This window comes from Nostoc sp., assembly GCF_036919615.1.
Classification (GTDB): Bacteria; Cyanobacteriota; Cyanobacteriia; order Cyanobacteriales; family Nostocaceae; genus Nostoc.
Window position 1 is genome coordinate 18,101 of record NZ_JBALCN010000067.1, and the last position, 25,012, is coordinate 43,112.

The window sequence follows — 25,012 nt, forward strand, 5'->3', positions numbered from 1 at the left end:
AATTTAGCGATTTAGTTCACCTACCAAAAGGAACAGATTTTATTTTTTATTTACTGAATTAACTATCTGTTTAGAAAACTTGTAAATAATATAATATTTATTAAGAAATGTTAAAAAAGCAGCTAACGAACTTGATGCCTGACTCGACTATTGTTGTTTGACTGTCTGTGCAATAAGTTTACTCACAACGCAGCTAAAATCATAAAAAATTATAAATTTTATTAATTACCGAAAAGTAAAGGTAAGCACTTAATTGAGGTATTAAAATAAACAACACTTATCATAATACAGTTGGCTTTTACTGAGCATTGATGTTATATTGTCGATAACTAGTATCCATTAGAGTAAGTCAGCCTAATCCAGCAGATCAGAGTGCGTGACGTTGGAGCGGAGGAACCAAATTGTGGGGCGTATCTCATAGAAAGTGAGGAGTTAGGAGAGACGCGATTAGTCGCGTCTTTACAGTTAGAAGTTATTAATATTTAACTCATAACTGATAATTCATAACTCTTAACTTTCTTCAGAAGGGCATCTCTCAGCCCTAGCCCGTCAGCTAACTTCGTAGGCATTGAGAGGAGACTGAAGAGACGGCATTATTCTAATGTTTCGATCTCATCGGTGTCCAAGGCTGGTACTTCAAATTTTTTGTACCTGCACTTAAATCTGTTGAGGTCGTAAATGATATTTCAACTAAATTTGACTGCGATCGCAGCGATCGCAAAACAATCCCTTTGGAAAAAGGCAAAACCTGTCATCCTTAGAGGATGTCTGAAAAGTTTTTTTGTATACACCTAACCCTTGGAGATCCCCCTAAATCCCCCTTTTTAAGGGGGACTTTGAGACTCTTATTCCCCCTTTTTTAAGGGGGGTTAGGGGAGATCAACAAATATTTGATACTTCTCAGACATCCTCTTAGAGATGTCTTCTTTCTACCTGTATTGGGCTTCTTGGGAATAATTGTGCTGTGGTGGATTGTTGCACTTGCCAACCCTGAATTGATGCTCACCCCACCAGAAGCGCTAATCGCTAATCTAGACTACATCTTAAGTCCCTTCTGCCAAAGAGGCCCCGGCAACTTAGGAATTGGTTGGTTGTTGATCGCAAGTCTGCATCGAGTATTACTAGGCTTTTTATTAGGTGCGGTAGTAGCGATTCCTCTGGGTTTCTAATTGGCATGTCCAGATCGAACAGATTTATATCGGGAGATAGCATCTGAAATGGGCATCAAGTGTCCCAAGGATAGATTACAAGGTCGAACCACCAGAAGTATTTATAGATAAGAAAGGCTTCGACTCCAGTGATCCTGTGGGCTATCTGAATAGTTTTGCCATCAGGGCTAATGCTCCCACCAACTTTTTCATGTCTTAAATCCCTACCAATTTCGGATTTTGGATTGTGGTTCTTTGGTTTATACCTTGCTCATTGTGGGCGGAAGCAATCTAAAATCCGACACTCCTACAGACGCTCGTTCCGACGCTCCTACGTCGCTAACGCTACGCTATCGCTACCGCTTCTCTACGAGACGCTGCGCTAATGCTAACGCTGCGCTATCAGCAGCCCAGCACCCTTTTGGACGGAAACAATCCAAAATTGCAAATCTAAAATCCAAAATTGTTTGATGACTAAATTATTTCCGGAGCATTTGATGATGGAATATACCTCATTACCTATTAATACCCAAACAGAAGTTCTGCCCTGCCTTAGATTTTTGGAAATTGAAAATTTAGTCAAGTCTTATCCGACACCTGATAAAGATAACTTTGTCGTTTTAGATGGGGTTAATCTGACGATTGGTGAAGATGAATATATTTCTGTAATTGGTCACTCAGGTTGTGGAAAACCAACTCTACTAAAGATAGTAGCTGGGTTAGAAAAAGCTACTTCCGGCTCAGTCAGGCTAGATGGACAAGAAATTCGTCAGCCAGGAGCCGAAAGGATGGTGGTATTTCAGAACTATTCGCTGTTACCTTGGTTAACAGTACGAGAAAATATCCGTTTAGCCGTGGATGAAGTGTTAAAAAATGCTAATCGGGCTGAAAAAATTAGCATTGTAAATCAGCACTTAGCAATGGTAAACTTGACGGCGGCGGCTGACAAATATCCTGATGAAATTTCTGGAGGTATGAAACAACGAGTAGGTATTGCCAGAGCTTTAGCAATTCAGCCCAAAATGTTGCTGATGCATGAACCTTTTGGCGCACTAGATGCACTAACTCGTGGCAAATTGGAGCGGCAAGTATTAGATATTTGGGAAAATAATCGGCAAGCAGTGATGATGATTACCCACGATGTAGATGAAGCAATTTATATGTCCGATCGCATCGTCTTGATGACCAATGGCCCGGCTGCTAGTATAGGGGAGATATTGGAAGTTCCTTTTAAGCGTCCATGTGTTAGCGTTTGCAAAGCGTCTCCGTCAGGAGAAGCTCCTCTGAAAGAGGCTCGCGCTGCTATGCGAAACTCTAAAGCATATTTTGAATTCCGCAACTACGCCCTAAATTTCCTTGATCGATATTTTGCCCAAGACGAGTAAATTAGATTATCATTTTTTTTAGTGGGTAGCCTAATTCAAATTCATGAAAGCTGGATTTGGAACGGAGGAACCAATGTTTGGGGCTAATCTTACGAGAGACACCTTCCAGTCTTAGCCCGTCAGCTAACTCCGTAGGCAATGGAAGGAACCCCCAAGACCTTGGCTGTAATACAGTTATTATTGGGGTTTCCTTGACTAATTTCAGATTTGAAATTTTGGTTATCGTCACTCAATCTAAAATCCAAAATCGTTCGACTGAGCGACTTGTACTGACTTGTACTGATCTTGTCCTGAGCGTAGCCAACTTGTAGTAAGCGGTGTCGAAGTAAGGGTGGTGTCGAAGTAGCAAAGTCAAGGTAAGCCGAAGTGCAAAATCTAAAATTGGTCGCCCTGCTTCTCATTGTTAATTCATTTGATTGGGAGAAGTAAAGCTGTGCAAATCAAGCCAATGTTAGCACGTCTGCAAAGTGCCACAGGTCGAAATGACTTAATTGAACAAATGGTACTGTTGCCAGAATCAAAAAAACCTTTTTCTAAAAAACCTCAAATAGAAAAAGCAGTTAACTTAATTGTTGCATATGACGCATCTCCTAACAGTCATACGGCACTAGATATTGCCTTTTGGATTGCCCATCAAACGCGTTTAGCCACTAATGCACAAGTCACAGTTCAAGCTGTTTATGTGGTGGAAGACAATCAAAGCAGTCAGTATCCAAACATCTTGAGCTTTCCAGAACAACAACCTCCATTGGAATGTCAAATCAGTGAAGTCTCAAAGTCTGTCACACTGGTATTAACTCAACCCAAATTGCAGACAGTGGTAACTCCCCTGCAACAAGCAGATATAATTCTCTGGCAAGCCCGAAGTCTAGCTGAAGAATGGCAGGGTTCCTTCAAATCTCATTTGCGGTTTGGCTGCATTTCCACAGAACTTAACAAAGTTGTTAAATCAGAAGCTGCCGATATTCTGTTTCTAGGTTGCAAATCTGTCAATCATCCGATGATTGAGGCATTAGGTTCTAATTTCCCCTGTGCTGTTTTGGGCATTCCTAGTTGTATTGATGAATAATCGCTGTTCAGAATTTTAATAATTTTTATCAAATTGTAATCATACATAAGTCACCTATAACTAGGTGGCTTTTTTTGCTACTATGCAACTAATTAAACTTAAGGAGGTAAAGTGGAGAAACTAGGAAGCAATCCTCAGCGTCATGAGATTTGTTGGTGACCTATCTAAAAAGAATTTCTCGATTTTGGTTCAGCCTACCAAAACCGAGATTAGTGAGGAGTTAAGAATTGTCACTAGAGTGAGTTTCTCTAGTTGTTATTTTTTCCTCCAAAGTCTAGTAGCTTTTGAGGTGTTTAGTTTCTAGTAGCCAATCAGATGTAAAACGTCACGCAGGACACTATAACCGGCTAAGTCCCACAGTAAATAGGCAAGGAAGCCAATAGCCGCCAAGCGACCGTTCCAAATTTCAGCTTGAGGAGTCAAGCCAAACAGAAAAGCATTGCGATCTACGCCGTTGTATTCTGTTGCAACAGGTGGTAAATCAGTAGAAGGCCGAGTTTCTTTAGTCGCCATTTGTTTCTCCAAAATTTAGTAGCTTTTTAGGTGTTTAATTTCTATCTATTAGCCAATCAAATGTAAAACATCGCGCAGGACACTATAACCGGCTAAGTCCCACAGTAAATAGGCAAGGAAGCCAATAGCCGCCAAGCGACCGTTCCAAATTTCGGCTTGAGGAGTCAAGCCAAATAGAAAAGCATTGCGATCTACGCCGTTGTATTCTGTTGCAACAGGTGGTAAATCAGTAGAAGGCCGAGTTTCTTTAGTCGCCATTTGTTTCTCCAAAATTTAGTAGCTTTTTAGGTGTTTAATTTCTATCTATTAGCCAATCAAATGTAAAACATCGCGCAGGACACTATAACCGGCTAAGTCCCACAGTAAATAGGCAAGGAAGCCAATAGCCGCCAAGCGACCGTTCCAAATTTCGGCTTGAGGAGTCAAGCCAAATAGAAAAGCATTGCGATCTACGCCGTTGTATTCTGTTGCAACAGGTGGTAAATCAGTAGAAGGCCGAGTTTCTTGAGTTGCCATTTGTTTCTCCAAAATTTAGTAGCTTTTTAGGTGTTTAATTTCTATCTAGTAGCCAATCAGATGTAAAACGTCACGCAGGACGCTATAGCCGACTAAATCCCAAAGTAAATAGGAAAGGAAGCCAATGATTGCTAAACGACAGTTTCAGATTTCGGCTTAAGTAGTCTAGCCAAACAGAAAATCATTGCGATCGCAACCATTACTTTCTGCTGCAATTATTCACAAATCTCTGTCTGGAAGAACAAGTTGCCATCTTTGTTATCCTTAACAAATCGTTTGTTAACTTTAATGTAGCTATTAATAACTAAACTGCTTTCTGCCTGTAGGCACAAACTACAGGCACATAATCAACAACATATTCGTGCAGACAAATCCACCCTCAGAGGGTGATAAAAATCAAAATGTAAAGAAATGTAACTTTTTAGTAATTAAACTACAATTGCAGAAAAATCAATCGTTGTGATTACAGCGATTAAAATTAAAAAGTGGCAGCCAAGAATTAGCCAGCTTTTTAAGTTCATAGTGAACATTTTCACAGTTAGATAGTAAAACTTATATCTTCTGCTGGATATAGTTTTCAGCCTTTGGGGAGATGCTTAAAACAGCTAAAGTCTACGATTCTGAGCTAAACAGAGTTAGGTATTGCCATAGATACAGACATAAATACATACTAAGAGTTGCTTCTCAAGAAATTCTTAATTCCCTAAATTAAAACTTAGAACAAGGAAATACAATGTTCCAAAGTACGGAAATCATGGTGGGACTCTACAAACCACTATTGTGGTTAGCACAGGTTCCAGTAGAATCCTCAAACGTCACGCCAGCACAGGCATCGGTTCTCACTTCCGGGCCGCGCTTTTTTGTGGCTTTAATCTCCGGTGTAATCCTAGCCTTTGCTTTCCAATTAGTTCTAACTAATCTCTCCCTTGCAGCCGGTATTTCCTATCTGGGGCACTCATCTGACTCGGATTCAGATTCTGGAGAAGTCGGAAGTTTGGGCGGTAGTATTCGCAAAATCGGCACCGCAGTGGGGATTTGGACATTAGTCACTGTGACGATCGCCTTATTAATCGCTTCTTTTCTAGCGGTGAAATTGAGCCTTGTAATCTTAGACCCAGCATTGGGAGCGATTCTCGGCTTGGTAATTTGGGGTGCTTACTTTTTGATCCTCGTTTGGGTAAGTTCCACCACCGTAGGTTCCTTAATTGGCTCAGTCGTCAATACGGCAACTTCTGGGTTTCAGGCGATTATGGGGACAGCCACCGCCGCATTGGGCGCAAAAGCTGTCAATAACCAAGTTGTAGCGACGGCTGAAGCTGCCGCTAGCGCTATCCGTCGGGAACTAGGGAGCGCCATCGACCCTACAAGTATCCGGGAGAACATAGAAGATTACTTAGAAAAGCTCCGTCCACCAGAGTTAGATTTGTCGAAAATTCGGGGTGACTTTGAAAATTTACTCAACGATCCGCAATTAAAAGCGATCGCTGGGACTTCAGATATTCGCAACATCAACCGCGAAAAGTTTATCGAGTTAGTCAGCAGTCGCACCGACCTTTCCAAAAAAGACGTTAGCCGCATTGCTGATACATTGTATAAAGTTTGGCAGCAAGTGGTGAGTCAGCAATCACCCACCCCAGACGGTCTGGGTGAGTTAATGGATTATCTAAAATCAGTTCCAGCAGGACAAAGCAAGACAGATGAACTTAACGCCAAACTGGATCGGTTAGTAGCAGAAAAGCGTGATTCCAAACAAGCTGACCAAAAGGCGGCTCCAGGGCTAATTCAAAGTACACTCCAGCAAGGACTATCTGCCTTAAGCGCCACTGTGTTGGGACGGACAGATTTGCCTGATTTGGATGTAGAAAAAATCTTAGGTAGCCTCACCACTGCCAAAGATAAAGTAACTCAACAAGCCGATAAGCTAGGGTTGCCAACACCTTCACAGCCCTATAGCCCAATTCGAGCTGATGTCGAAAACTACCTGCACAACACTTATGCTTGGCAACTGAGTCCGGAAAAAATCGCTCAAGAATTTCGTGATGTCATCTACGACCCAGCAGCTGATTCAGGAATAGTCAAGAGAGAAGTAGAACGACTATCGCGCAACGATTTCGTCAACATCCTGCAACAGCGGGGACTACTTACCCAAACCCAAATTCAGCGGATTGCAAATCAGCTAGAAGCTGTCTGCAAAGAGGTGCTGGTGACAGTGACAGCTGTTGAAGAAAGAGAGATAGTCCAAGACTTGCAACGGGCGGTGGAAAGTTATCTGCTCGTTACCCCGAAAGCAGATTTGACAGCCGAAGGCATTGAGAAGAATTTTAAACCACTGTTGCAAGACTCAGAGGCAGATCATGAAACCCTGACATTGCGACTGGCGCTCCTTGAACGTCAGGAGATCCGGGAGATATTGCTGCAACGTAATGATGTCCAGCTATATGAAGTAGATAGCATTCTGGATGAGTTGGAAAAACAACGCGATCGCGTCTTGGTAGAATCCAAAGGACTAGCAGAACAGGCACAATATCAAGCAGAAACCCTATGGCTGAATGTAGAATCATATCTGCGTAATACAGGTAAATCAGAACTGAATCCTGATGCCATCCGCGCAGAATTCAAAAAGCTACTGGAAGATCCTCAAGCTGGAATTACCTCAATTCGGGCCCGCTTGTCTCGCTTTGACCGCGATACCTTAGTGCAATTGTTGAGTCAGCGGGAAGATTTGAGTGAAGATCAAGTTAATCAAGCCATCAATGCTGCTGAGGAGTCGTGGCATAGTATTCGCCACACACCGCAAGCTGTAGTGGATAAAGCCAAAGAGCAATATGACTCTGTTACCACCACGATCGCAGATTATCTGCGGAATACTGGTAAACAAGAACTGAACCCAGAAGGTATCCAGCGAGATTTGACCAGATTGTTTGAAAATCCCAAAGAGGGAGCCGTCGCACTGCGGCGTCGGTTGTCACAGTTAGACCGAGATACACTGGTGAAGTTGGTCAGTCAACGCCAAGATTTAAGTGAAGAACAAGTCAATGAAATCATTGATTCCACACAAAATTCGATTCGCAACTTTGTACGTGCGCCTCGTCGCCTAGCTACCCGCACACAGCAAAGAATGGAAACATTCAAAGGTAATCTGGAAGAGTATCTGCGGCAAACTGGCAAAGAAGAACTCAACCCAGAAGGTATCAAGCGCGACTTGCAATTATTGTTGCACGATCCACGAGTTGGGGTGGAAACTTTTAGCGATCGCCTTTCCCATTTTGACCGTTCTACGATCATCGCCCTGCTGAAAATTCGTGAAGATATTTCCGATGAGGAAGCGGCGCGAATTGCCGATAACATGGTGTCCGTAAGGGATCAATTTGTAGAACAAGTGCGGAACATCCAACGAGGCATTCAAGATGCAATTGATGGGGTTTTCGCCCGCATCCGTAACTATCTCAACTCGTTAGATCGCCCGGAACTTAACTATGATAGTATCAAGCGCGATATTCGCACTGTTTTTGACGATCCCCAAGCGGGGTTTGATGCCCTGCGCGATCGCCTATCTTCTTTTGATCGTGAGACCCTAGTGGCAATTATGAGTTCTCGTGAGGACATCTCTGAGGAAGATGCCAACGGCATCATCGACCAAATTGAACGGGCCCGCAATACAGTATTGCAACGTGCAGAACGCATACAGCAAGAAGCACAACGCCGCCTAGAACAGGTGAAGCATCAAGCACAGCGGCAAGCTGAAGAAACCCGCAAAGCCGCAGCTACAGCCGCTTGGTGGCTATTTGCCACAGCATCCGTTTCCGCAGTTTTCTCTGCATTAGGAGGAGCGATCGCTGCAAGGCCGTAGTTTAACAAGTTTTCTCCGCTAACTATTAAGCCTCCCATGCCGGGAGGCTTTTTTTGTTCCGCAGACTTACACCCCATGCTCCTTAAACCATGCCAGAAGACGTTTCCAACCTTCCTTAGCTTCTTTCTCGCGGTAGGAGGGGCGATAATCGGCAAAAAATGCGTGGGCTGCATCAGGGTAGACGATAATTTCAGATTTGCTGCTGCCAGACTTTAAGCGAGCGCGCATCTGCTCTACTGTATCAAGGGGAATACTCGGATCTTTGCCACCATAGAGTCCGAGAACTGGGACTGTCAGTTTTGAGGCAATATCGATGGGATACTTGGGCTGAAGTTCGGTAGCATCGCCCACGAGTCTTCCATACCATGCTACACCTGCCTTGAGCTTGGAATTGTGAGCTACATATAACCAGGTAATCCGGCCTCCCCAACAGAAGCCTGTAATTGCCAATTTATCGGCATTACCTTTAGCTGATTTCACCGCCCAGTCTACCGTGGCATCGAGATCAGATAGCACTTGAGTATCTGGCACTTTGGCTACAATTGGGCGAATTTGGTCTACGCTGCTTAACTTCGAGACATCCCCCTGACGAATGAATAATTCGGGTGCGATCGCTAAATACCCCAACTTGGCAAAGCGACGGGTGATATCCTGAATATACTCGTGTACACCAAAGATTTCTTGGATCACCAGAACAATGGGGAAATTTTCACCCCTTGCAGGTGCTGCTCTATAGGCAGGAATTTCCCCATCTTTAACAGGAATTTTCACCGCACCAGCTACCAATCCCTTGGCATCGGTGGTGATGACTTCGGCAGAAATAGGTTGTACTGCGAGGGCAAAACCCGTCGCCACGGTGGCTGTTGCAATAAATTTGCGGCGCGTTATTTCTTTCATCATCTCTACTTTACAATTGGCGAAAACTTTATTTTTTGTTATACGTACAGTACTACAATGTAAATACTACGGTTTATAAATCAGTTTACCGTAATATTAGCTTCGTTTGCTACCTCAGTTTTCGCCTGTATAGAAATAGCGATCGCTATATAAAAAGATGTTCCATCACTTCCTTAAAAGTAACATCCTGGGACATTTCCTCTACTACCTTGAAGATTTAGTATTTTACAGTATTATCTGCTGTAATTTGTATTCCCTTCAAAAGTTGACAGTGATAATCTGAATTTAACACTTGACATCAATGCTGAACAAAGAGCGATCGCCTTATTTTTCCCGATTTATCCAATCTTCTCCACCAGTTAACTGACTAAGGTAATCATCCATAATCGCTGGTAATTCCTTTGGCGAATAAGTATATATTAAAGCCAGGAAACTAGTGGCTGTAATTATAATCTGGTTTTTATCTAACATCGCTGATAACTGAGAGCGAGTAAATTTACCATTCATCACTTCCTCACTCGCATCAGCGATCGCATCCTCAATAATTTCCTTTTCTATCAAACTCTCCTACTCACCTAAATTAATATAGTAAGATGTTTTATTATCTTTGATATTCAGGCTTTTAATTTATCAGATTGAATCACGAATAGAACCTGCTCATGAACTGGTTAATCGTTGTTCTACTTGGTTTTCAATCAAATGAATTAGCAGAATCTTTAAATAAACTTGGATATTCCGCAGAATAGCTTGTTTACTCATGCCTTCTAATTCATCTACAATTGCTAAGGCATCTGCATAACATCCTTCTAAAATACTCTTTTTGATATCTATTAGTTCCTGCGTCATTTTTTTCACCGCCTATCTGCTTAAGGACTATATGAAAACAACCTATACTTTATTAATAGCAGAGTCTCTTAACTGCCATTAATAAAGTAGTATTGTTCACTTATTCGCCTGTATCACTTGCAAACTCCCACCTGCATATAAAGTAGACTTACTCACTTCAAACCCAGTCTCAGTTAACAACTCAGCTAAATCAGTTTTCAGCAATTCCCAAGCTGTTTCCGTCTCAAACAACAACAAAAACACTGATACCCCAGGCCAAAATATCAGATTCGTAGGAGTATGAAAATCCACCAGTGTAAATACCCCTCCTGGCTTCAACACCCGATAAACTTCATTAATAATTTTTCGCAATTGCTCAGGCTGCATCTCGTGTAATGCAACGCTGGTATGCACCACATCAAACAGATTATCTGCAAATGGCATCTTCTCAGCAAAGGCTTCAACATAAGAAGCTAATGGTACATTTTGCCGCGCCCGTTGCAAAGACTTGGGTGAAGCGTCCAATCCTGTTACATTTTGTGAAAATCTTACCAAAAATTCCGTTGTTTGACCACTGCCGCAACATAAATCTAAGACCTGAGTATCTGAGTTAATTGTTAAGCCTTGTAAAGCAAGTTGCCGAAAACGGGCTTCACCACCTACACTTAGAGCTGCTAAACGTGAAATACCATCATACAGCCACTGATAGCGGTAACTCCAATCCCTTAAAATTGTTGCCATTGCATATTTCCTTGCTATTTAGCTTTATATTTAATAAAGATATATTGTTAACATTAGTAAAAAACCTGAAAAGATTGGGGGAAAGTAACTATTATGGGTCGTGTAGGCGTCTTATTACTCAATCTCGGTGGCCCCGATAAGCTAGAGGATGTTGGGCCGTTCTTGTACAACCTATTTTCCGATCCGGAAATTATTCGCCTACCGTTTCGCTGGTTGCAAAAGCCCCTAGCTTGGTTTATTGCCACGCGGCGAACCAGAATATCTGAAGGAAACTATAAGCAAATTGGTGGTGGTTCCCCACTGCGGCGGATTACAGAAGCGCAAGGAGAAGCCCTAAAAGAACAGTTGGGTTATTTGGGACAAGAAGCCAATATTTACGTAGGAATGCGTTATTGGCATCCCTATACAGAAGAAGCGATCGCACAGATCACCCAAGATAATATAGAACACCTGGTAATCTTACCACTTTATCCCCAGTTTTCTATCAGTACCAGTGGTTCCAGCTTCCGGCTTTTAGAAAAGCTTTGGCAAGAAGATCCAAAACTTCAACGCATTGATTACACCGTCATTCCTTCTTGGTACAAACAACCAGGCTATCTCCAAGCAATAGCGGAACTCGTAGCTCAGGAACTCGAGCAGTTTCCTAATCCAGACGAGGTTCATATTTTCTTCAGTGCTCACGGCGTTCCTAAAAGCTACGTTGAAGAGGCTGGCGACCCTTACGAGCAAGAAATTGAGGAATGTACTGCCCTGATTATGCAGACCCTGAATCGCCCCAATGTCCACACCTTAGCTTACCAAAGTCGCGTCGGCCCAGTAGAATGGCTCCAACCCTATACTGAGGATGCCCTCAAAAAACTAGGTGCAGAAGGCGTCAAAGATTTGGTTGTCGTGCCGATCAGTTTTGTCTCAGAGCATATTGAGACACTACAAGAAATTGATATTGAGTATCGGGAAGTAGCAGAAGAATCAGGAATTCACAACTTCCGTCGTGTTCCTGCTCCCAACACCCATCCAGTATTTATTAATGCACTGGCAGAGCTAGTGATTGATGCGCTGAAAAACCCAAGTTTCAAGCTTTCGCAAGCTGCCCAAATGAAAAAAATGGTGAAAATGTATCCCCAAGAGCCTTGGGAATGGGGTCTGACTACTAGCGCTGAAGTATGGAATGGTCGGATTGCCATGCTGGGCTTCATTGCCTTAATCATCGAGCTGATTACTGGTCACGGCTTCTTGCATATGATTGGACTTTTGCAGTAAATGAAACGAGTTAGGAGTTAGGAGTCATTCAATTTTGGATTTTAGATTTTAGATTTTAGATTTTTTCTTCAATCCAAAATTCAAAATCTAAAATTGACAGAGTTAGGAGTTTTAAATTTTCTCCCTAACTTTTCACCCTTAACTTCTATCTTCATTCCTAACTTCTCACTTTTAACTCCTAACTTTTGTGCCAATACCAGTCATACCACTGCTTTGCGCTACGAACTGCAAACCAGAGCAGTATTAAAGCAATTAATCCTCCTTGCCAAGGAGCACCAAAGGCAAAAAGTACTAGAGCAACACACAAGCTATCTTGAAGAAAGACTGCCCACAATGGTAAGCCGCGTAAGCGATAGAACCAACCAACTTGAACTAGCTGTAGTACCAAAGCTAACAAACCCCCAATTAAGGCAATGAGCCAGTTTGGTGTTGCTGTTGCGGTAGCTACTCCTAACCCCATAATTGCTCCCACGAGGGGAGACATTAATAACTGAACTAGTTGTAGTAATCTTTGCCCCCGTAGCTTTTTTGAGGCTAATAATTCAATTAACGACCAACTGGTAAGGCAGCCTAATAATATTGGTGGAGAAATGTGAGATAAAATTGGAACTTGCGACCACAAGTTACTACCTTGCAACAATCCAATGATCAGCAGAGGTGTACCTATTCTCATTCCTGCTGCCGCAGAGGCTGAAAGTGTGGCTAGGATTTCAATCATCAAGGCACTCGAAGCACTAATAAATATGTAGATATTTGTTATTTATACTACCCAGGGCTAGCAAAAGTTCCAGCACCAAACTGAGAGTCTTCAGCAATGCAATATTAAATATTTTTGGTATCTTTATATATTCTTTTTTGATATAGTTCAACGGCTCATATAGTATCCGTCTAATCAGCCTAATAAGAAGACCTCTAAGAGGTTTTACTACATAAAACCTGTCCCTCTCCGATGCAGAGAGGGAGAGATTTGAAAAAAGTTTAAAGCAGGCAGAGGTTTGTCGAACTCAGGTTTTTTAAGAATATTTGTGTATTTTTTGAGTAATATCAGGTTCGGTTAAACACTTATAATATCTGTAGGTTGGGGAGCCACTGCACCCTTGCAGTTTACCAACTTGTTGGCGCAGCGTCTCCCCGCAGGAGTTGCAAGTGGTGTTTGAGGAACGAAACCCAACATTTTATCCTTGTTCATGTTGGGTTTCACTGCCGTACCACTTCCCTGCGGGACGCTACGCGAACGTGGAAGCAAGCTACAACCCAACCTTGTATCTTAGAAATAGTAGTAGACCGTCCCAACCTTGGTCATTATAGACCGCTTTGTAGCATGGTTCACTACAACAATCTCCTAGACAGAACTCGAACAGTCGCCGGGGTCAAAGCTTTAAACACTGATATTAAAGTATATAGTCCGTATCGGGCAAGGATGAGTGAAATCAAGGAGATGAATTCAACATATTTTTTAGCAATGTTGAGAAATGAAAATGGAAAATATCTCTGTAATGGCGGTCGCGCCCATGTTCGTGCCACTCTTTATATCGGTGCTGTGGTGGCAATGAGTCATAATCCCGTCATCAAAGCTTTTTATCAGCGTCTTGTTGAACGTGGTAAATCCAAAAAGCTGGCTCTGACCGCTTGCGTTGATCAAATGTTAGTTATTTTAAATGCAATGGTTCGCGATCATTTGCCTTGGTGCATTAAAGACAACTTTAAATCAATTGTTAACGAGTAAGGCTTGCAAACGTTTTTATACTTTGCTCGCGCCAAGGAGTAGGCGATCGCTTGACTTGGATATGCTGTGCGATGTCTACTCTTTGGCTACACCTACGCATGACTTGGGTAAATTTTTCATGCTCTTTTTTTGCCGACAGGAGAAATCCAGCAACTGGGGAAGATTCCGTGGCGCAGCGGAGTGCCTGGTGCAGGCTGTGACTATCTCTGCTGCCAGGAGCAAAATCTCGATGCCCGTACCAAGCACCACCGAATCAGCGAAGCGCTTCCCCAGTTGCGTCAACTTGTTTTCAGCTTTTTTTTCCGATCGCACTTGACATTCAAGACAGTCGCTACAAATATTTTTAACCTAGCAGTATTGACTGTTGTACTATCTAGCAGTTGAGACTACGCAACCGGATTCTGGGTTTACCTCTAATGGTGGCAGCAGTATTAACACTACTATGGTGACAAATACCATCAGTGCGCGAGTTACATCGGTTATTAAATCGAGAAAATTTGTTGTGGTGTAAAGCGGCTTGCGGATCGCAATAAGCATTGTCTAAGCAATTTCTAGAGTTTCCAGCATCAATATTCTGACTTTTCACGTCATGTAAAAAAGCTAACGCTAAACCTAATCCCTGAGCAAACTTCTTTACTAGGGAAGGAAAGCAAGGTTTTCTAGATAAGAGTGAAAAGTCAGTTATTGGAATGAGTGGAAAAAGAGATTGTATCCGTCCTACCGCCAAGTAGAATCAATGCTCAGTTCACCTGGAACCAAGCTTAATAAATGAAGGCGGAGGGATTAACCACGACCCCAGTCACGCTCGCGCTCATACCGACGGTTATTATCACGAATGTTATTATCGCGGTGATAGCGGCGATAATAATCGTGCTCATAGCGATAGTTATTGTCACGAATGTTGCGAAGGTTATTATCGCGGTCATGACGGCGATAATGCTCGCGCTCATAGCGACGATTATAATCGTGCTCATAGCGGCGATTAGAATCGCGGTCATGGCGGCGATAATGATCACGCTCATAACGATAGTCATTGTCACGAATGTTGATCAGGTAGTTCTCGCGGTCATAATCATCATCTCTATGGTGACGACTCTGACGTTCGTAGTTACCCTCATCGTTGCGATCATAGCTGTAGCTATCTAACCCAGCAAGATAAGACACTGGTGTCTTAGCATCAGCTTTTGAAGAAATAGCCAAAGCTGATGCAGATGCTATCAAGCCGGCAAGAAAAATGGAGGTAAAGCGGTTCATGATGTGAGTCGAAAGTTGTTGATAGTAATTTATGCAAATTCAGTCTGTTTAGGAAAAGCAGATTCCACAAGTCTTTGAGTCAATCTTATCAGTGTTGAGTAACTCGAAAAGTTTTCTTGGGTGCGGTAATTGAGAAAAGTTTTGTTGTCTGTGATACTTTCTAACTTTTCACGGCATATGGAAAATCAAGCAATTTTGGATTTTGAGCTTTCCTGCGGAACGCTACGCTCAGTCGAACGATTTTAGACTAAAGAATTGAAGCATACCAATCAAGTTACTTGCAAGTCAATTAATGCAAGGATAATGGAAAAATAGAATTATTCTCACGAAGAAAACGGGGCAACTTTACCAGATACACAAGGGACAAACATGCATTAAATAATGGAATACAAGTCTTATTCAATACCATTTTCCAAAATTTAAACATCGTAAATTCGGTCAGGTAAAATATTTAGGTAAGTTATCTAGCCGCTTTTTTGCATGTCATTGCGAGCGAAACGAAATGAAGCAAAGCAATCGCAAAATCTCCAACTAAGCGCGAGTCCATGCGATTGCTTCGTCGTTACTCCTCACAATGATAGTTATTCTTTCATTACAAAATAAAAAGTGGGATGCACCCAGATGATTTTAACTAAATGATATCAAGTTCGAGTGATTAGTTATAATAAAATCTATCAATGTAGATTGATTGAACGCCAATGAAATCCAATATTAACAAGAAGTAAATGTTGGGTTTTGTTCCTCAACTACAGATATTATAAGCGTTTAACCGAACCTGATATGACTCGTAAACTGTAGCACTCCTAACGTTAGAATCGGTTCCTTTTTTTATAAAATGGCAAAATAAGAATTAGACGATATTTTACACACTAAGCATACCCAATAATATTGTAACCCCACCAAATAAATCTTTGATTTTCCTTATTATCTATCCCAATGAGTGAGAAGTATTTTAGGCTAAAATTCTCTGGGGGATGATAATGTAGCCAGTGGTGCGATCGCCTAATACAAGATTACGTTCTTCTCCCCAATACCACCAGTATGCAGCAACATAAGCGCAAATTAAGCTATCTAGTTTATCTTCGATTGCTTTGAGGGCTGCGCCTGTAGTGGGGATTTCAAGAAGGAACGAACTGCCAAGGCGCCTTTCCAACTCTTGGAGAGGCTGCACCAACGGAACGCTACGCGAACGCAAAGCGTCTGGTAGAGAAGGACGCCAAGCAGGCTCGAGGGTGGGTAAGATATCAAGAAGATAATTTTGGAGTTTGATTAATTCTAGGCGGCGCTGACTGAGGCGTCCTTTTTTGTATTTGAGGATGCGTTCTAAGTTGAATAGATGAACGATTGCTGGGTGGGGAAAGACTTCTATTTGATATCTGCCAAGTTTTTGCGGTTCAATGGTGGGTGCGTGTGCAAAACCGCGTGATTCTAATTCTAAGCCAAAGTTGATGGTGCGTTCTGCGAAGGGTAGGTTTTTATTAGCTGGGTAGCATCCCGCATGATATTTGCCAAAGTACTTGTGGCTAAGTTTGTCGGGAAGGCGACTGCCGCTAGCATTGGGTATGAGGGTGGGTGCATCTACGGCAATGATAGCTGGCTCGTCTGGTTGTACGCTCTGATCGATCCAGGTGAGGATGTCTGCAATGGCTTCTTTGCGATCTAAATCAAGTAGTTGCAGTTGTCCATCTATCCATTCTAAGGAGCACAGTCCACTTGGTTGTGATTTCCAGCCTAAATCAATGCCAATAAATTTCATTGTCATAACACAAATTTGCGATTATTTTCGCATTTCCGGGCAACCATTTACCTAAATTTACTTACTAAAAATTGTGATAAATAATCTTATAATCTTAAGCAGCTTGTCTTAATTTATTTTATCTGGCAATAAATTAATCAAGATTATTCCAATGAAAATTTTATTTTTACATCCCAATTTTCCCTCGCAATTTCGCAACCTAGCGACAGTTTTAGGTAAAGATGCTAATTACAAAGTCGTCTTTGGGACAAATCGTCGTGAAGGGGAAATACCTGGCGTTTATAAAGCTATTTACACGCCTTCTCGTGAAGTTGCTCCCCAAACCCACCACTATGTTCGCAACCTGGAAAATGCTGTTCTCACCGCGCAGGCTGTCTATCGGGTGGCAGAAAAATTAAAAGCCGAGGGTTTCGTTCCAGATATAGTTTATGGTCATTCTGGTTGGGGGCCAACTTTATTTATGAAAGATGTTTTCCCCAAAGCAGAATTATTGTGTTATTTCGAGTGGTTTTACCATGCTCACGGTTCGGATGCAGATTTTGATCCTAATGAACCACTGACTGCTGATGATGAATGCCGCATCCGCGTGAAAAATACGCCGATTTTGACTGATTTATATAGTTGCGATCGCGGTCTTTGTCCGACGAATTGGCAGCGGCAGCAGTTTCCTAAAGAGTATCATAGCAAACTCACTGTACTTCATGATGGTATTGATACCAAATTTTTTGCTCCCAAACCAGGCGCAAAGTTAGTTTTACCAAGAATAAATCTTGATCTTTCCCATGTGGAAGAGTTGGTAACTTATGTGGGACGGGGGATGGAACCTTATAGAGGTTTTCCGCAGTTTATGGAAGCGGCGGCGCTAATTCAGCAGCGAAGACCTAAGTGTCATGTGGTAGTTGTGGGAGAAGATAGAGTTGCTTATGGCAAGAATCTCCCCGATGGTCAGACTTATAAACAATTAATGTTGGAAAAATTATCTTCTTTGGATTTATCGAGGCTCCACTTTACAGATAGGCTTCCTTACAATGAGTACCTTCAGGTTTTACAAGCTTCTTCTGCTCATATTTATTTAACCCGTCCTTTTGTTTTATCCTGGTCGATGTTAGAAGTAATGGCAGCAGGATGTTTACTAGTAGCCTCTAAGACTGCGCCAGTATTGGAAGTAGTACAGGATGGGGTGAATGGACTGCTGGTAGATTTCTTTTCTCCCCAGAATATTGCTAATCGGGTTGAAGAGGTGCTGAATCATCCTCAGGAGATGAAAGCGATTCGTGCGAATGCGCGAGAGACAATTGTCAAACGTTATGATTTAGCGAAACTGTTACCACAGCATTTGCAATGGATGTTCGCTGGTAAAATTTCTAATAGTTTGAAAAATCGCCCACATTCTAAAGGATTTGGTAGGAATTAAATAAGTAGTTGGAGTTGAGTTTACCGAAGTTTAATTGGGTACACTGAAATTTTTTGATTGGGAAAAACTAATAAAACAAGGATATTTATAAAAAATAAATCTATAGCCTCAATGCGAATTATTTTTACTATTGCCCATTTTTTCAAACCTAGCAGTGAGGGTCGTCATGCTTCCCAACATAAAGATCCGCAACCCCGCTTGCAGGCGTTAACTAAAAGCCTTATCGCCTTACACCAATTATTTGGTAAATCTCAAAGTATGATTAACATTGCTCAACGACTAGCTTTCCCTGCTAACCAGCCGCAGTCGCACGAACTAGATATTGTTATTTGTACAACCAAAGATGATCATCTCCTGAATCAGCTTCCCTTGCCATCTCATTTATATAGGCATCATTCTAGCAATGCAGAACCTTTGCTTTTGGGGTTTGAGTGCCAAGCTATTCTGCAAAGTTGTCTCGGTCAGTATGATTATTACTGTTTTCTGGAAGATGACCTAATTATCTATGACCCTTGGTTTTTTATAAAATTAAACTGGTTTACCCAACAAGCTGGTGACTTAAATTTGCTCCAGCCAAATCGTTACGAAGTCTCCCCTTACGGCTTGGTTCAGAAAGCTTACATTGATGGGGATTTGGCTTTACGAGTAACTGCTCCCTTTCAAAATGTGCAGGAGCAACAGGAACTCAAGGGTACAATTATGAATGCACCAATTACCTTTCGTCGTGCCCTCAACCCTCATGCAGGCTGCTACTTTTTGAATGCAAATCAGATGGCTCAATGGGCTAATAAAACTTATTTTATCGACCGCGATATTAGCTTTGTTGGGCCTCTAGAAAGTGCTGCTACATTGGGAATTATGAAGACATTCCGAATTTACAAAACCTCACCGGAGCAAGCAAGTTTTTTGGAGATTCAGCACTTTGGAACAGGATTTCTGGGGCTAATTGGAGGACAGGTGGGTTTGGCAGAGAGCTAAATCGAATTTACAGCTATTTTCAGGTAAATAGACCACGCAGTAGGGGTACAGCAATGCTGTGCCCTGACGACAGATGTGGTTCAAATACATGAAAACTGCTGTAAAAGTTTGGTTTTTATGAACAAGATTAATGCGATCGCTATTTATAAAAATGCATTAGCGATCGCTCAACAATCAACTAACAACTGAAAACTAATATAGCAATCTTAAATTGTGACTAATGGTTTTTCAACAGGGGTAGGCGTAGTCAGCGGATCAAATCCTAACTGCTCAGTAATCCGCTCTCTGGCTAAAACGCGGTATTCCCAAAAATGCTCGCCAGCAGCACATAAACCCAAATACATATTCACGAATTGGGGCTTGGTGCGGATAATAACCCAAAGCTGTTGCCAAAATTGACCCCGGATTTCCTGCCGTTGCCAGCCTTGACGCCAGAGTAAGTGGGCAAGTAGTCGCAGTCCTTTGCCAGGAGGAAAATACATTGTCTGTTGTAGTTGGGGATTAGGTGTAATCTTGAGGCATTGTTCAAAACAACGTCGGAGATAGTTTTTGGGTTCGTACATTCTCCAAATTGCCTCTAAATATTCTTTAGCAACTTCAGCCATCGGACGCGTAGGAACAAAATTCATTAAGGAATTCTGATCCCCCACCTCCAAACCTCCAAATCCTGCTAATAATCGCTCCTCTTTTTTTAGTCTTTCCCAGAGGGCAGTATTAGGAAGGGCTTGCAGGATACCTAGCATCGGTTGAGGAATGCCGGTTTCTTCGACAAAAGCTTGAATTCGCTCCCCAGCACCAGTTTTTTCTCCATCAAAACCAATGATAAATCCCGCATAGATTAGTAACCCGGCTTGATTGATGGTACGACAGGCTTCTAATAAAGGATTGCGGGTATTTTGAAACTTGCGAGTGACTTGCAGGCTGTCTTGATCTGGTGTTTCAATACCTAAAAAGACTGCGTAAAAACCAGCTTTAGCCATTAGTTCTAATAGCTCAGTATCTTCTGCTAGATTGACAGAAGCTTCGGTCATGAAGGTGAAAGGATAATTGCGTTCCTGCATCCACGGAATTAGTGCTTGTAAGAGGCGTTTAACATTGCGCTTATTGCCAATGAAGTTATCATCTACTACGAACAGAGATCCGCGCCAGCCTAAGTCATAGAGAGTTTGGAGTTCTGCTAAGGTTTGACTTGGTTCTTTGGTACGTGGTTTGCGACCGTAAAGATTAATGATGTCACAGAATTCGCATTCAAAAGGACAACCGCGAGAAAACTGGATTGCCATCATTAAGTAATCATCTTGCTTGAGTAAATCAAAGCGAGGTATCGGGCTTTTGCTGACATCTGGTTTTTCCAGGGCGCGAAAGGTTCCTTGTTCTTCACCTTTGGCGATCGCTTCTAAAAACTGTGGAACTGTAATCTCCCCTTCATCTAAAATCAAGTAGTTAGCTCCTGCTTTTTGAGCAGGTTCTGGTACTGAGGTTGGATAAGGCCCACCCACAGCAACTTTTTTCCCCAGTTGCGCTGCTTTCTGAATTTGGGCGAGAAAGTCTTCTTTTTGTGCAAGCATGGCAGAAAGAATCACGATGTCGCACCATTGCCAATCAGCATTCGTTTCTTGGTTAACATTGCGGTCATAAAACCTAACTTCCCAGTCTGTTGGTAGCATAGCGGCAACAGTCAGAATCCCTAGCGGCGGAATAACTGCCTTAAGTCCCGCTATTTTCATAAATTCGTCGTAAGACCAAAAGGTTTTGGGAAAGTGCGGGTAAAGTAAAAGTACTTTCATTGCTGTAGTCCTTTAATTAAATTTTGGTCGAAATATTTTTTACTTTTGATAAATCTGTGTTTTGGATGATCATTGCAGAGATGATGCTAAAATCCCACCATCTTCATTTTTCCTCTATCTGTCTTTAGACAGGCATTTGCATCTGCAAAGGTGATTTTCCAGTCAGTTGGCAGGATTACCGCCGTTGTAATAAAACCTAATGGCGAATTTGTGGAGCGAAAAACTGCTAAATCAATCGTCTCCTGGTAAGTCCAGAAATAATTGAGCATTTTTATCAGCCACAGTAGTAAAGCTTTGATCAGTAGACTCTCCTGAGTGAAAAATTTAACTTACAATTTCCAGGTTACTGCTACTTTATCTGACAAAAACTTAAATTTTGTCTATTTCTGTAAATTAAAAGTATATAAACTGCTCTGATCAGGAGAAAAACTGTTTATTACAGCGTTTTGCAGCTTAGTATTTGTATTGCCGTGCTATGTAAATGCAACCTCTTACAATGGCATTGCATCGATTTACAATGCGATTGCATCGATTTACAATGCGATTGCATCGACTGACAATGCGATTGTATTGGCTGACAATGCGATTGTATCGACCTGCAATGCGATTGTATCGAGTTTTTATTTACAGATTACAGTCGGGTGGGCATTACAATGCATTGGTGTCAACTTAAACCAAAACGCTTTTAAAATCTTGTTTCCAGGTCTAAGAAGGAAATGCATCTTATTGCGGTGTCACGAGTAAGGAAGGCAAAGCCTCACAGTAGGTAGGCATTAAGACCTGAGGCTCTTAACAAGGCAATCTTTCAAAGCTCTGTCTAGACTACACTAATGATTGTAATGCTCACCCTACAAGCTGTTGTTAGCACACTAAGTTATCGTTTTTGTTCATGAAGAGTTTCTCGACCAATCCCAGTTGAGTTAAAATCTCTAATCCTGTAACAGCGAGTTGACCAGGAAAATGTCAAAATTAAATGAGTTTTGCGTAGGCGCATACTTTTACGGAGAAGCAAGCTAGCAAGAGCGTCTCCAAGAGTTGCGACTTGTCGCCAGACATCGCCACTTTACTAGCGCGGATTTGAGATAACTAAGTTTAAATTTATGGGCAAGCAACGTGTTCTTTCTGGAGTTCAACCAACAGGCAATTACCATCTAGGCAACTACTTGGGAGCAATTCGCAACTGGGTAGAAGGTCAGAGCGAATACGAAAATTACCTTTTTGTAGCTGATTTGCACGCGATTACAGTGCCACACGACCCAAAACAGTTGGCAGCTGATACCTACACCCTCGCTGCGCTCTATCTAGCTTGTGGTCTTGATTTAAATCACTCCACCATCTTTGTCCAATCCCACGTTTCGGCCCATAGTGAACTCACCTGGTTGCTCAACTGCATTACACCTCTAAACTGGCTGCAAGATATGATCCAGTTCAAGGAAAAGGCACTCAAGCAGGGAGAAAATGTCAGTGCAGGCTTATTGGATTACCCTGTGCTAATGGCGGCTGATATTTTGCTTTACCAAGCCGATAAAGTCCCAGTGGGCGAAGACCAAAAGCAACACTTGGAATTGACACGGGATATTGCAGCTCGGTTAAATCACCAATTTGGTAAACCAGATCAACCAGTTCTGAAGTTACCAGACCCTTTGATTCGCAAGGAAGGGGCAAGGGTAATGAGTTTGGCGGACGGTACACGCAAAATGTCAAAGTCTGATCCTTCAGAATTAAGCCGGATTAATTTGCTAGATCCGCCAGAGCAGATTCAATACAAGATTAAGCGTTGTAAAACTGATCCGATTCGTGGGCTGACTTTTGATGATTCAGCGCGTCCAGAGTGTAATAACTTGTTAACGCTCTATACATTGCTTTCTGGCAAGAGAAAAGAAGATGTAGCAGTTGAGTGTCAGGATATGGGCTGGGGACAATTTAAGCCATTGTTGACGGACACGATAATTGAGTCCCTAAAACCAATCCAAGAAAAATATCAGTCAATAACGGTAGACAAAAGCTATTTGGAATCTGTGTTGCGGGATGGAGGGGAAAAAGCTAGAGCGATCGCAAATCAAACTTTATCACAAGTAAAAACTGCTTTAGGCTACTCTCTTCCTTTATAGGTTTTCCTTTCAGGTGTGATTTGCTATACCATTTAATAAATGGAAATTCTTAATTTTATGTATCACACCCATAGCCGCACAGCCTTCAAGAGAGCTGTACAAGCAGGTGAATTTCTAGTTACTGCCGAGGTAGCACCTCCGAAAGGGGGAGATCCAGCCCACATGATTCAAATGGCGGCGACTCTTAAGGGAAGGGTTCATGCTGTCAATGTTACTGATGGTAGCCGTGCAATGTTACGGATGTCTTCATTAATGGCGTCGGTGATTTTGTCACAAAACGGCATAGAGCCGATTTGTCAAGTTGCTTGCCGCGATCGCAACCGCATTGGTTTACAAGCTGATTTGATGGGCGCTCATGCCTTGGGCATCCAAAATATTTTAGCTTTGACTGGCGACCCTGTAAAAGCAGGCGATCATGCAGATGCCAAAGCAGTTTTTGACCTAGAAGCAGTGCGACTGCTGCAACTGATTCGGAAGATGAATCAAGGCGTTGATTGCAACGAAAAACCTCTGACTGATGGAGCGCTAGATTTATTTGTTGGTGCAGCAGTAGATCCACAATGTAAAAGTTGGTCGGGTTTGCAAAGTCGATTTGAACGCAAAATTGAAGCAGGAGCGCAGTTTTTTCAAAGTCAGTTGATTACCGATTTTGACCTGCTCGAAAAGTTTATGGACACAATTGCCGCTGGCTATAAAAAACCGATTTTGGCAGGAATTTTTCTGTTGAAGTCGGCAAAAAATGCCCAGTTTATTAATAAATGTGTTCCGGGTGTAAATATTCCCCAACATATTATTGATAAATTGGCAAAAGCCAAAGACCCTTTTGAGGAAGGGATAAAAATTGCCGCCGAGCAAGTGCAAATAGCACGGCAATTGTGTCAGGGTGTCCATGTGATGGCGGTGAAACGGGAAGATGCGATCGCGTCAATTTTGGATTTGGCTGGGATTGCTCCAGTTAACCAGTTGGTATCTAAGTAAACGAAATGATGAATTTTTTTATTAAAGCAGATAGGAGCAACCATCTGCTTTTTTTAACGCCAAATCAGACGCCTGATTTCTCACGGTATCTGGAAAACTTCACTTTTATAGGACGCAAGTTCTGTAAAGACAAAGAACGTCAGTGATGCTAGAATCCTCCCAATTTATCTGTGGGGAGTGTCAATGATATCCAATAACTTATAAAACCCTGCTATTGGTCAACACAGTGTTGAAATAGCAGGGTTTATGTAGGGTTGTCGGGGGCGAAGGTGACTTTGATCTTTTGGCTGCTAGTTCAAATTCTTTGCTTTCTCAACTGCTTCCTTAAACTCTTCAAAGGTAATACTACCGTCTTTGTCTGAGTCATACTGTACTAGTAACTCCTGGGGACTACTGGTATTTGTTTCTGATGTGATGATTGCACTTAAGCCAGGACTTAAAAAAAGATCATTAATGGAGACTTTGCCGTCTTGATCGCCATCTAATTTATTAAAAAGAGATTGAAGCTCTTGCTCGGTTGTCATAAGTTTCTATCTGAATTAATTTTTCAATTTAATATCTCAAAATCTTGACGAAGACGCAAGGATAGTTAAGACAATTAAAATGTATCCTGTGATACAGGGTATCCAGTCTGACAATGAAAATTAATCGGCACGGTCGAGGCAAGATTTTTACACAGCAATAGATACAGCTAATTTTCAGTGATGGCTTAGACAACGACCGCGATGCCTATAGTTTTTGCTAGCCTACGCACTTTGTTTGGTGTTTGCCTGTTCAGTGCTGCCAGAATCGGCGAAGCTTGTA

At 42.1% G+C, this 25,012-nt stretch carries 21 protein-coding genes, 4 pseudogenes and 2 riboswitches; of the genes and pseudogenes, 12 read left to right on the forward strand and 13 right to left on the reverse strand.

The features are described from left to right. The first annotated feature begins 341 nt into the window (after positions 1-341). Positions 342-583: riboswitch (cyclic di-AMP (ydaO/yuaA leader) on the forward strand. 328 nt (positions 584-911) lie between these two features. The 4 genes and pseudogenes from V7K48_RS19445 to V7K48_RS19460 all read left to right on the forward strand — a co-directional run. Beyond that, a pseudogene (locus tag V7K48_RS19445) lies at positions 912-1,186 on the forward strand (nitrate ABC transporter permease); the annotation flags it as partial. Then, positions 1,185-1,368 (forward strand): annotated as a pseudogene (locus V7K48_RS19450) (twin-arginine translocation pathway signal protein); the annotation flags it as partial. The pseudogenes V7K48_RS19445 and V7K48_RS19450, both read left to right, overlap by 2 nt. A 280-nt stretch (positions 1,369-1,648) precedes the next feature. Beyond that, positions 1,649-2,533, forward strand: coding sequence for an ABC transporter ATP-binding protein (locus V7K48_RS19455; RefSeq protein ID WP_335074971.1), 885 nt, complete (start codon positions 1,649-1,651; stop codon positions 2,531-2,533). A gap of 17 nt (positions 2,534-2,550) precedes the next feature. Then, positions 2,551-2,686: riboswitch (cyclic di-AMP (ydaO/yuaA leader) on the forward strand. Between the two features lie 295 nt (positions 2,687-2,981). After that, positions 2,982-3,602: a universal stress protein gene (locus V7K48_RS19460; protein ID WP_335074972.1), complete on the forward strand. Its 621-nt coding sequence runs from the start codon at positions 2,982-2,984 to the stop codon at positions 3,600-3,602. Positions 3,603-3,902: 300 nt separating this feature from the next. Here V7K48_RS19460 and V7K48_RS19465 read toward each other — a convergent pair whose 3' ends face one another. The 3 genes from V7K48_RS19465 to V7K48_RS19475 are packed head-to-tail and all read right to left on the reverse strand — an operon-like array spanning position 3,903 to position 4,631. Then, complete coding sequence (locus V7K48_RS19465; protein WP_335074862.1) at positions 3,903-4,115, reverse strand: high light inducible protein; 213 nt, start codon at positions 4,113-4,115, stop codon at positions 3,903-3,905. A gap of 48 nt (positions 4,116-4,163) precedes the next feature. Next, positions 4,164-4,373: a high light inducible protein gene (locus V7K48_RS19470; protein ID WP_335074863.1), complete on the reverse strand. Its 210-nt coding sequence runs from the start codon at positions 4,371-4,373 to the stop codon at positions 4,164-4,166. A gap of 48 nt (positions 4,374-4,421) precedes the next feature. Then, entirely contained in the window at positions 4,422-4,631 is a 210-nt protein-coding gene (locus tag V7K48_RS19475) for a high light inducible protein (RefSeq protein ID WP_335074864.1), read from the reverse strand. A gap of 733 nt (positions 4,632-5,364) precedes the next feature. On the opposite strand from V7K48_RS19475, the gene V7K48_RS19485 reads away from it, so the two are divergent. Beyond that, positions 5,365-8,481, forward strand: a complete 3,117-nt coding sequence (locus tag V7K48_RS19485; protein ID WP_335074865.1) for an MFS transporter — start codon at positions 5,365-5,367, stop codon at positions 8,479-8,481. A 66-nt stretch (positions 8,482-8,547) separates the two neighbouring features. On the opposite strand, the gene V7K48_RS19490 is transcribed toward V7K48_RS19485, so the two are convergent. The 3 genes and pseudogenes from V7K48_RS19490 to V7K48_RS19500 all read right to left on the reverse strand — a co-directional run bounded on the left by V7K48_RS19490 (position 8,548) and on the right by V7K48_RS19500 (position 10,944). After that, the gene (locus V7K48_RS19490; RefSeq protein ID WP_335074974.1) at positions 8,548-9,378 is read right to left on the reverse strand and encodes a dienelactone hydrolase family protein; all 831 of its coding nucleotides are present in this window, start codon (positions 9,376-9,378) and stop codon (positions 8,548-8,550) included. Positions 9,379-9,702: 324 nt separating this feature from the next. After that, positions 9,703-10,224: pseudogene (locus V7K48_RS19495) on the reverse strand (hypothetical protein). A gap of 96 nt (positions 10,225-10,320) precedes the next feature. Continuing rightward, positions 10,321-10,944, reverse strand: a complete 624-nt coding sequence (locus V7K48_RS19500) for a class I SAM-dependent methyltransferase (RefSeq protein ID WP_335074866.1) — start codon at positions 10,942-10,944, stop codon at positions 10,321-10,323. 93 nt (positions 10,945-11,037) lie between these two features. On the opposite strand from V7K48_RS19500, the gene hemH reads away from it, so the two are divergent. Continuing rightward, entirely contained in the window at positions 11,038-12,204 is a 1,167-nt protein-coding gene (gene hemH, locus V7K48_RS19505) for a ferrochelatase (RefSeq protein WP_335074867.1), read from the forward strand. 178 nt (positions 12,205-12,382) lie between these two features. Here hemH and V7K48_RS19510 read toward each other — a convergent pair whose 3' ends face one another. Then, positions 12,383-12,922: a DUF4126 domain-containing protein gene (locus tag V7K48_RS19510; RefSeq protein WP_334978330.1), complete on the reverse strand. Its 540-nt coding sequence runs from the start codon at positions 12,920-12,922 to the stop codon at positions 12,383-12,385. A gap of 762 nt (positions 12,923-13,684) precedes the next feature. Here V7K48_RS19510 and V7K48_RS35075 point away from each other — a divergent pair. Beyond that, positions 13,685-13,930 (forward strand): annotated as a pseudogene (locus V7K48_RS35075) (transposase); the annotation flags it as partial. Positions 13,931-14,059: 129 nt separating this feature from the next. Beyond that, positions 14,060-14,314, forward strand: a complete 255-nt coding sequence (locus tag V7K48_RS19520; RefSeq protein WP_335074869.1) for a hypothetical protein — start codon at positions 14,060-14,062, stop codon at positions 14,312-14,314. Here V7K48_RS19520 and V7K48_RS19525 read toward each other — a convergent pair. The 3 genes from V7K48_RS19525 to V7K48_RS19535 all read right to left on the reverse strand — a co-directional run bounded on the left by V7K48_RS19525 (position 14,300) and on the right by V7K48_RS19535 (position 16,940). After that, positions 14,300-14,467 (reverse strand): hypothetical protein, encoded by a 168-nt coding sequence (locus V7K48_RS19525; protein WP_335074982.1) that lies wholly within the window; start codon positions 14,465-14,467, stop codon positions 14,300-14,302. The genes V7K48_RS19520 and V7K48_RS19525 overlap by 15 nt on opposite strands. 246 nt (positions 14,468-14,713) lie before the next feature. Then, on the reverse strand, positions 14,714-15,184 hold the full coding sequence (locus V7K48_RS19530; RefSeq protein WP_335074870.1) for a hypothetical protein: 471 nt from the start codon (positions 15,182-15,184) through the stop codon (positions 14,714-14,716). A 952-nt stretch (positions 15,185-16,136) separates the two neighbouring features. Beyond that, the gene (locus V7K48_RS19535) at positions 16,137-16,940 is read right to left on the reverse strand and encodes a DUF429 domain-containing protein (RefSeq protein WP_335074975.1); all 804 of its coding nucleotides are present in this window, start codon (positions 16,938-16,940) and stop codon (positions 16,137-16,139) included. 151 nt (positions 16,941-17,091) lie between these two features. Between V7K48_RS19535 and V7K48_RS19540 the strand changes: the two genes are divergently transcribed. Both V7K48_RS19540 and V7K48_RS19545 read left to right on the forward strand, forming a co-directional pair. After that, positions 17,092-18,354, forward strand: a complete 1,263-nt coding sequence (locus V7K48_RS19540; protein WP_335074871.1) for a glycosyltransferase family 4 protein — start codon at positions 17,092-17,094, stop codon at positions 18,352-18,354. 111 nt (positions 18,355-18,465) lie between these two features. Next, complete coding sequence (locus V7K48_RS19545) at positions 18,466-19,332, forward strand: calcium-binding protein (protein WP_335074872.1); 867 nt, start codon at positions 18,466-18,468, stop codon at positions 19,330-19,332. A gap of 206 nt (positions 19,333-19,538) precedes the next feature. Here V7K48_RS19545 and V7K48_RS19550 read toward each other — a convergent pair whose 3' ends face one another. Both V7K48_RS19550 and V7K48_RS19555 read right to left on the reverse strand, forming a co-directional pair. Beyond that, entirely contained in the window at positions 19,539-21,119 is a 1,581-nt protein-coding gene (locus V7K48_RS19550) for a B12-binding domain-containing radical SAM protein (protein ID WP_335074873.1), read from the reverse strand. An 86-nt stretch (positions 21,120-21,205) separates the two neighbouring features. After that, positions 21,206-21,388, reverse strand: a complete 183-nt coding sequence (locus tag V7K48_RS19555; RefSeq protein WP_335074874.1) for a hypothetical protein — start codon at positions 21,386-21,388, stop codon at positions 21,206-21,208. Between the two features lie 831 nt (positions 21,389-22,219). Here V7K48_RS19555 and trpS point away from each other — a divergent pair. Both trpS and V7K48_RS19565 read left to right on the forward strand, forming a co-directional pair. Further along, complete coding sequence (trpS, locus tag V7K48_RS19560; RefSeq protein ID WP_335074875.1) at positions 22,220-23,230, forward strand: tryptophan--tRNA ligase; 1,011 nt, start codon at positions 22,220-22,222, stop codon at positions 23,228-23,230. Positions 23,231-23,287: 57 nt separating this feature from the next. Further along, a complete protein-coding gene (locus tag V7K48_RS19565; protein ID WP_335074976.1) occupies positions 23,288-24,208 on the forward strand; it encodes a methylenetetrahydrofolate reductase in 921 nt (306 codons plus the stop codon). Between the two features lie 290 nt (positions 24,209-24,498). Here the strand turns inward: V7K48_RS19565 and V7K48_RS19570 are convergent, their stop codons facing one another. Then, on the reverse strand, positions 24,499-24,732 hold the full coding sequence (locus V7K48_RS19570; RefSeq protein WP_335074876.1) for an EF-hand domain-containing protein: 234 nt from the start codon (positions 24,730-24,732) through the stop codon (positions 24,499-24,501). Between the last annotated feature and the right edge of the window lie 280 nt (positions 24,733-25,012).

What these genes read in the sequence shown, in the direction of transcription:
- V7K48_RS19455 (WP_335074971.1), top strand. Translation starts at nt 1,649, where the DNA reads ATGGAATATACCTCATTACCTATTAATACCCAAACAGAAGTTCTGCCC.
- V7K48_RS19460 (WP_335074972.1), top strand. Translation starts at nt 2,982, where the DNA reads ATGTTAGCACGTCTGCAAAGTGCCACAGGTCGAAATGACTTAATTGAA.
- V7K48_RS19465 (WP_335074862.1), bottom strand. Translation starts at nt 4,115, where the DNA reads ATGGCGACTAAAGAAACTCGGCCTTCTACTGATTTACCACCTGTTGCA.
- V7K48_RS19470 (WP_335074863.1), bottom strand. Translation starts at nt 4,373, where the DNA reads ATGGCGACTAAAGAAACTCGGCCTTCTACTGATTTACCACCTGTTGCA.
- V7K48_RS19475 (WP_335074864.1), bottom strand. Translation starts at nt 4,631, where the DNA reads ATGGCAACTCAAGAAACTCGGCCTTCTACTGATTTACCACCTGTTGCA.
- V7K48_RS19485 (WP_335074865.1), top strand. Translation starts at nt 5,365, where the DNA reads ATGTTCCAAAGTACGGAAATCATGGTGGGACTCTACAAACCACTATTG.
- V7K48_RS19490 (WP_335074974.1), bottom strand. Translation starts at nt 9,378, where the DNA reads ATGAAAGAAATAACGCGCCGCAAATTTATTGCAACAGCCACCGTGGCG.
- V7K48_RS19500 (WP_335074866.1), bottom strand. Translation starts at nt 10,944, where the DNA reads ATGGCAACAATTTTAAGGGATTGGAGTTACCGCTATCAGTGGCTGTAT.
- hemH (WP_335074867.1), top strand. Translation starts at nt 11,038, where the DNA reads ATGGGTCGTGTAGGCGTCTTATTACTCAATCTCGGTGGCCCCGATAAG.
- V7K48_RS19510 (WP_334978330.1), bottom strand. Translation starts at nt 12,922, where the DNA reads ATGATTGAAATCCTAGCCACACTTTCAGCCTCTGCGGCAGCAGGAATG.
- V7K48_RS19525 (WP_335074982.1), bottom strand. Translation starts at nt 14,467, where the DNA reads ATGCTTATTGCGATCCGCAAGCCGCTTTACACCACAACAAATTTTCTC.
- V7K48_RS19530 (WP_335074870.1), bottom strand. Translation starts at nt 15,184, where the DNA reads ATGAACCGCTTTACCTCCATTTTTCTTGCCGGCTTGATAGCATCTGCA.
- V7K48_RS19535 (WP_335074975.1), bottom strand. Translation starts at nt 16,940, where the DNA reads ATGAAATTTATTGGCATTGATTTAGGCTGGAAATCACAACCAAGTGGA.
- V7K48_RS19540 (WP_335074871.1), top strand. Translation starts at nt 17,092, where the DNA reads ATGAAAATTTTATTTTTACATCCCAATTTTCCCTCGCAATTTCGCAAC.
- V7K48_RS19545 (WP_335074872.1), top strand. Translation starts at nt 18,466, where the DNA reads ATGCGAATTATTTTTACTATTGCCCATTTTTTCAAACCTAGCAGTGAG.
- V7K48_RS19550 (WP_335074873.1), bottom strand. Translation starts at nt 21,119, where the DNA reads ATGAAAGTACTTTTACTTTACCCGCACTTTCCCAAAACCTTTTGGTCT.
- V7K48_RS19555 (WP_335074874.1), bottom strand. Translation starts at nt 21,388, where the DNA reads ATGCTCAATTATTTCTGGACTTACCAGGAGACGATTGATTTAGCAGTT.
- trpS (WP_335074875.1), top strand. Translation starts at nt 22,220, where the DNA reads ATGGGCAAGCAACGTGTTCTTTCTGGAGTTCAACCAACAGGCAATTAC.
- V7K48_RS19565 (WP_335074976.1), top strand. Translation starts at nt 23,288, where the DNA reads ATGTATCACACCCATAGCCGCACAGCCTTCAAGAGAGCTGTACAAGCA.
- V7K48_RS19570 (WP_335074876.1), bottom strand. Translation starts at nt 24,732, where the DNA reads ATGACAACCGAGCAAGAGCTTCAATCTCTTTTTAATAAATTAGATGGC.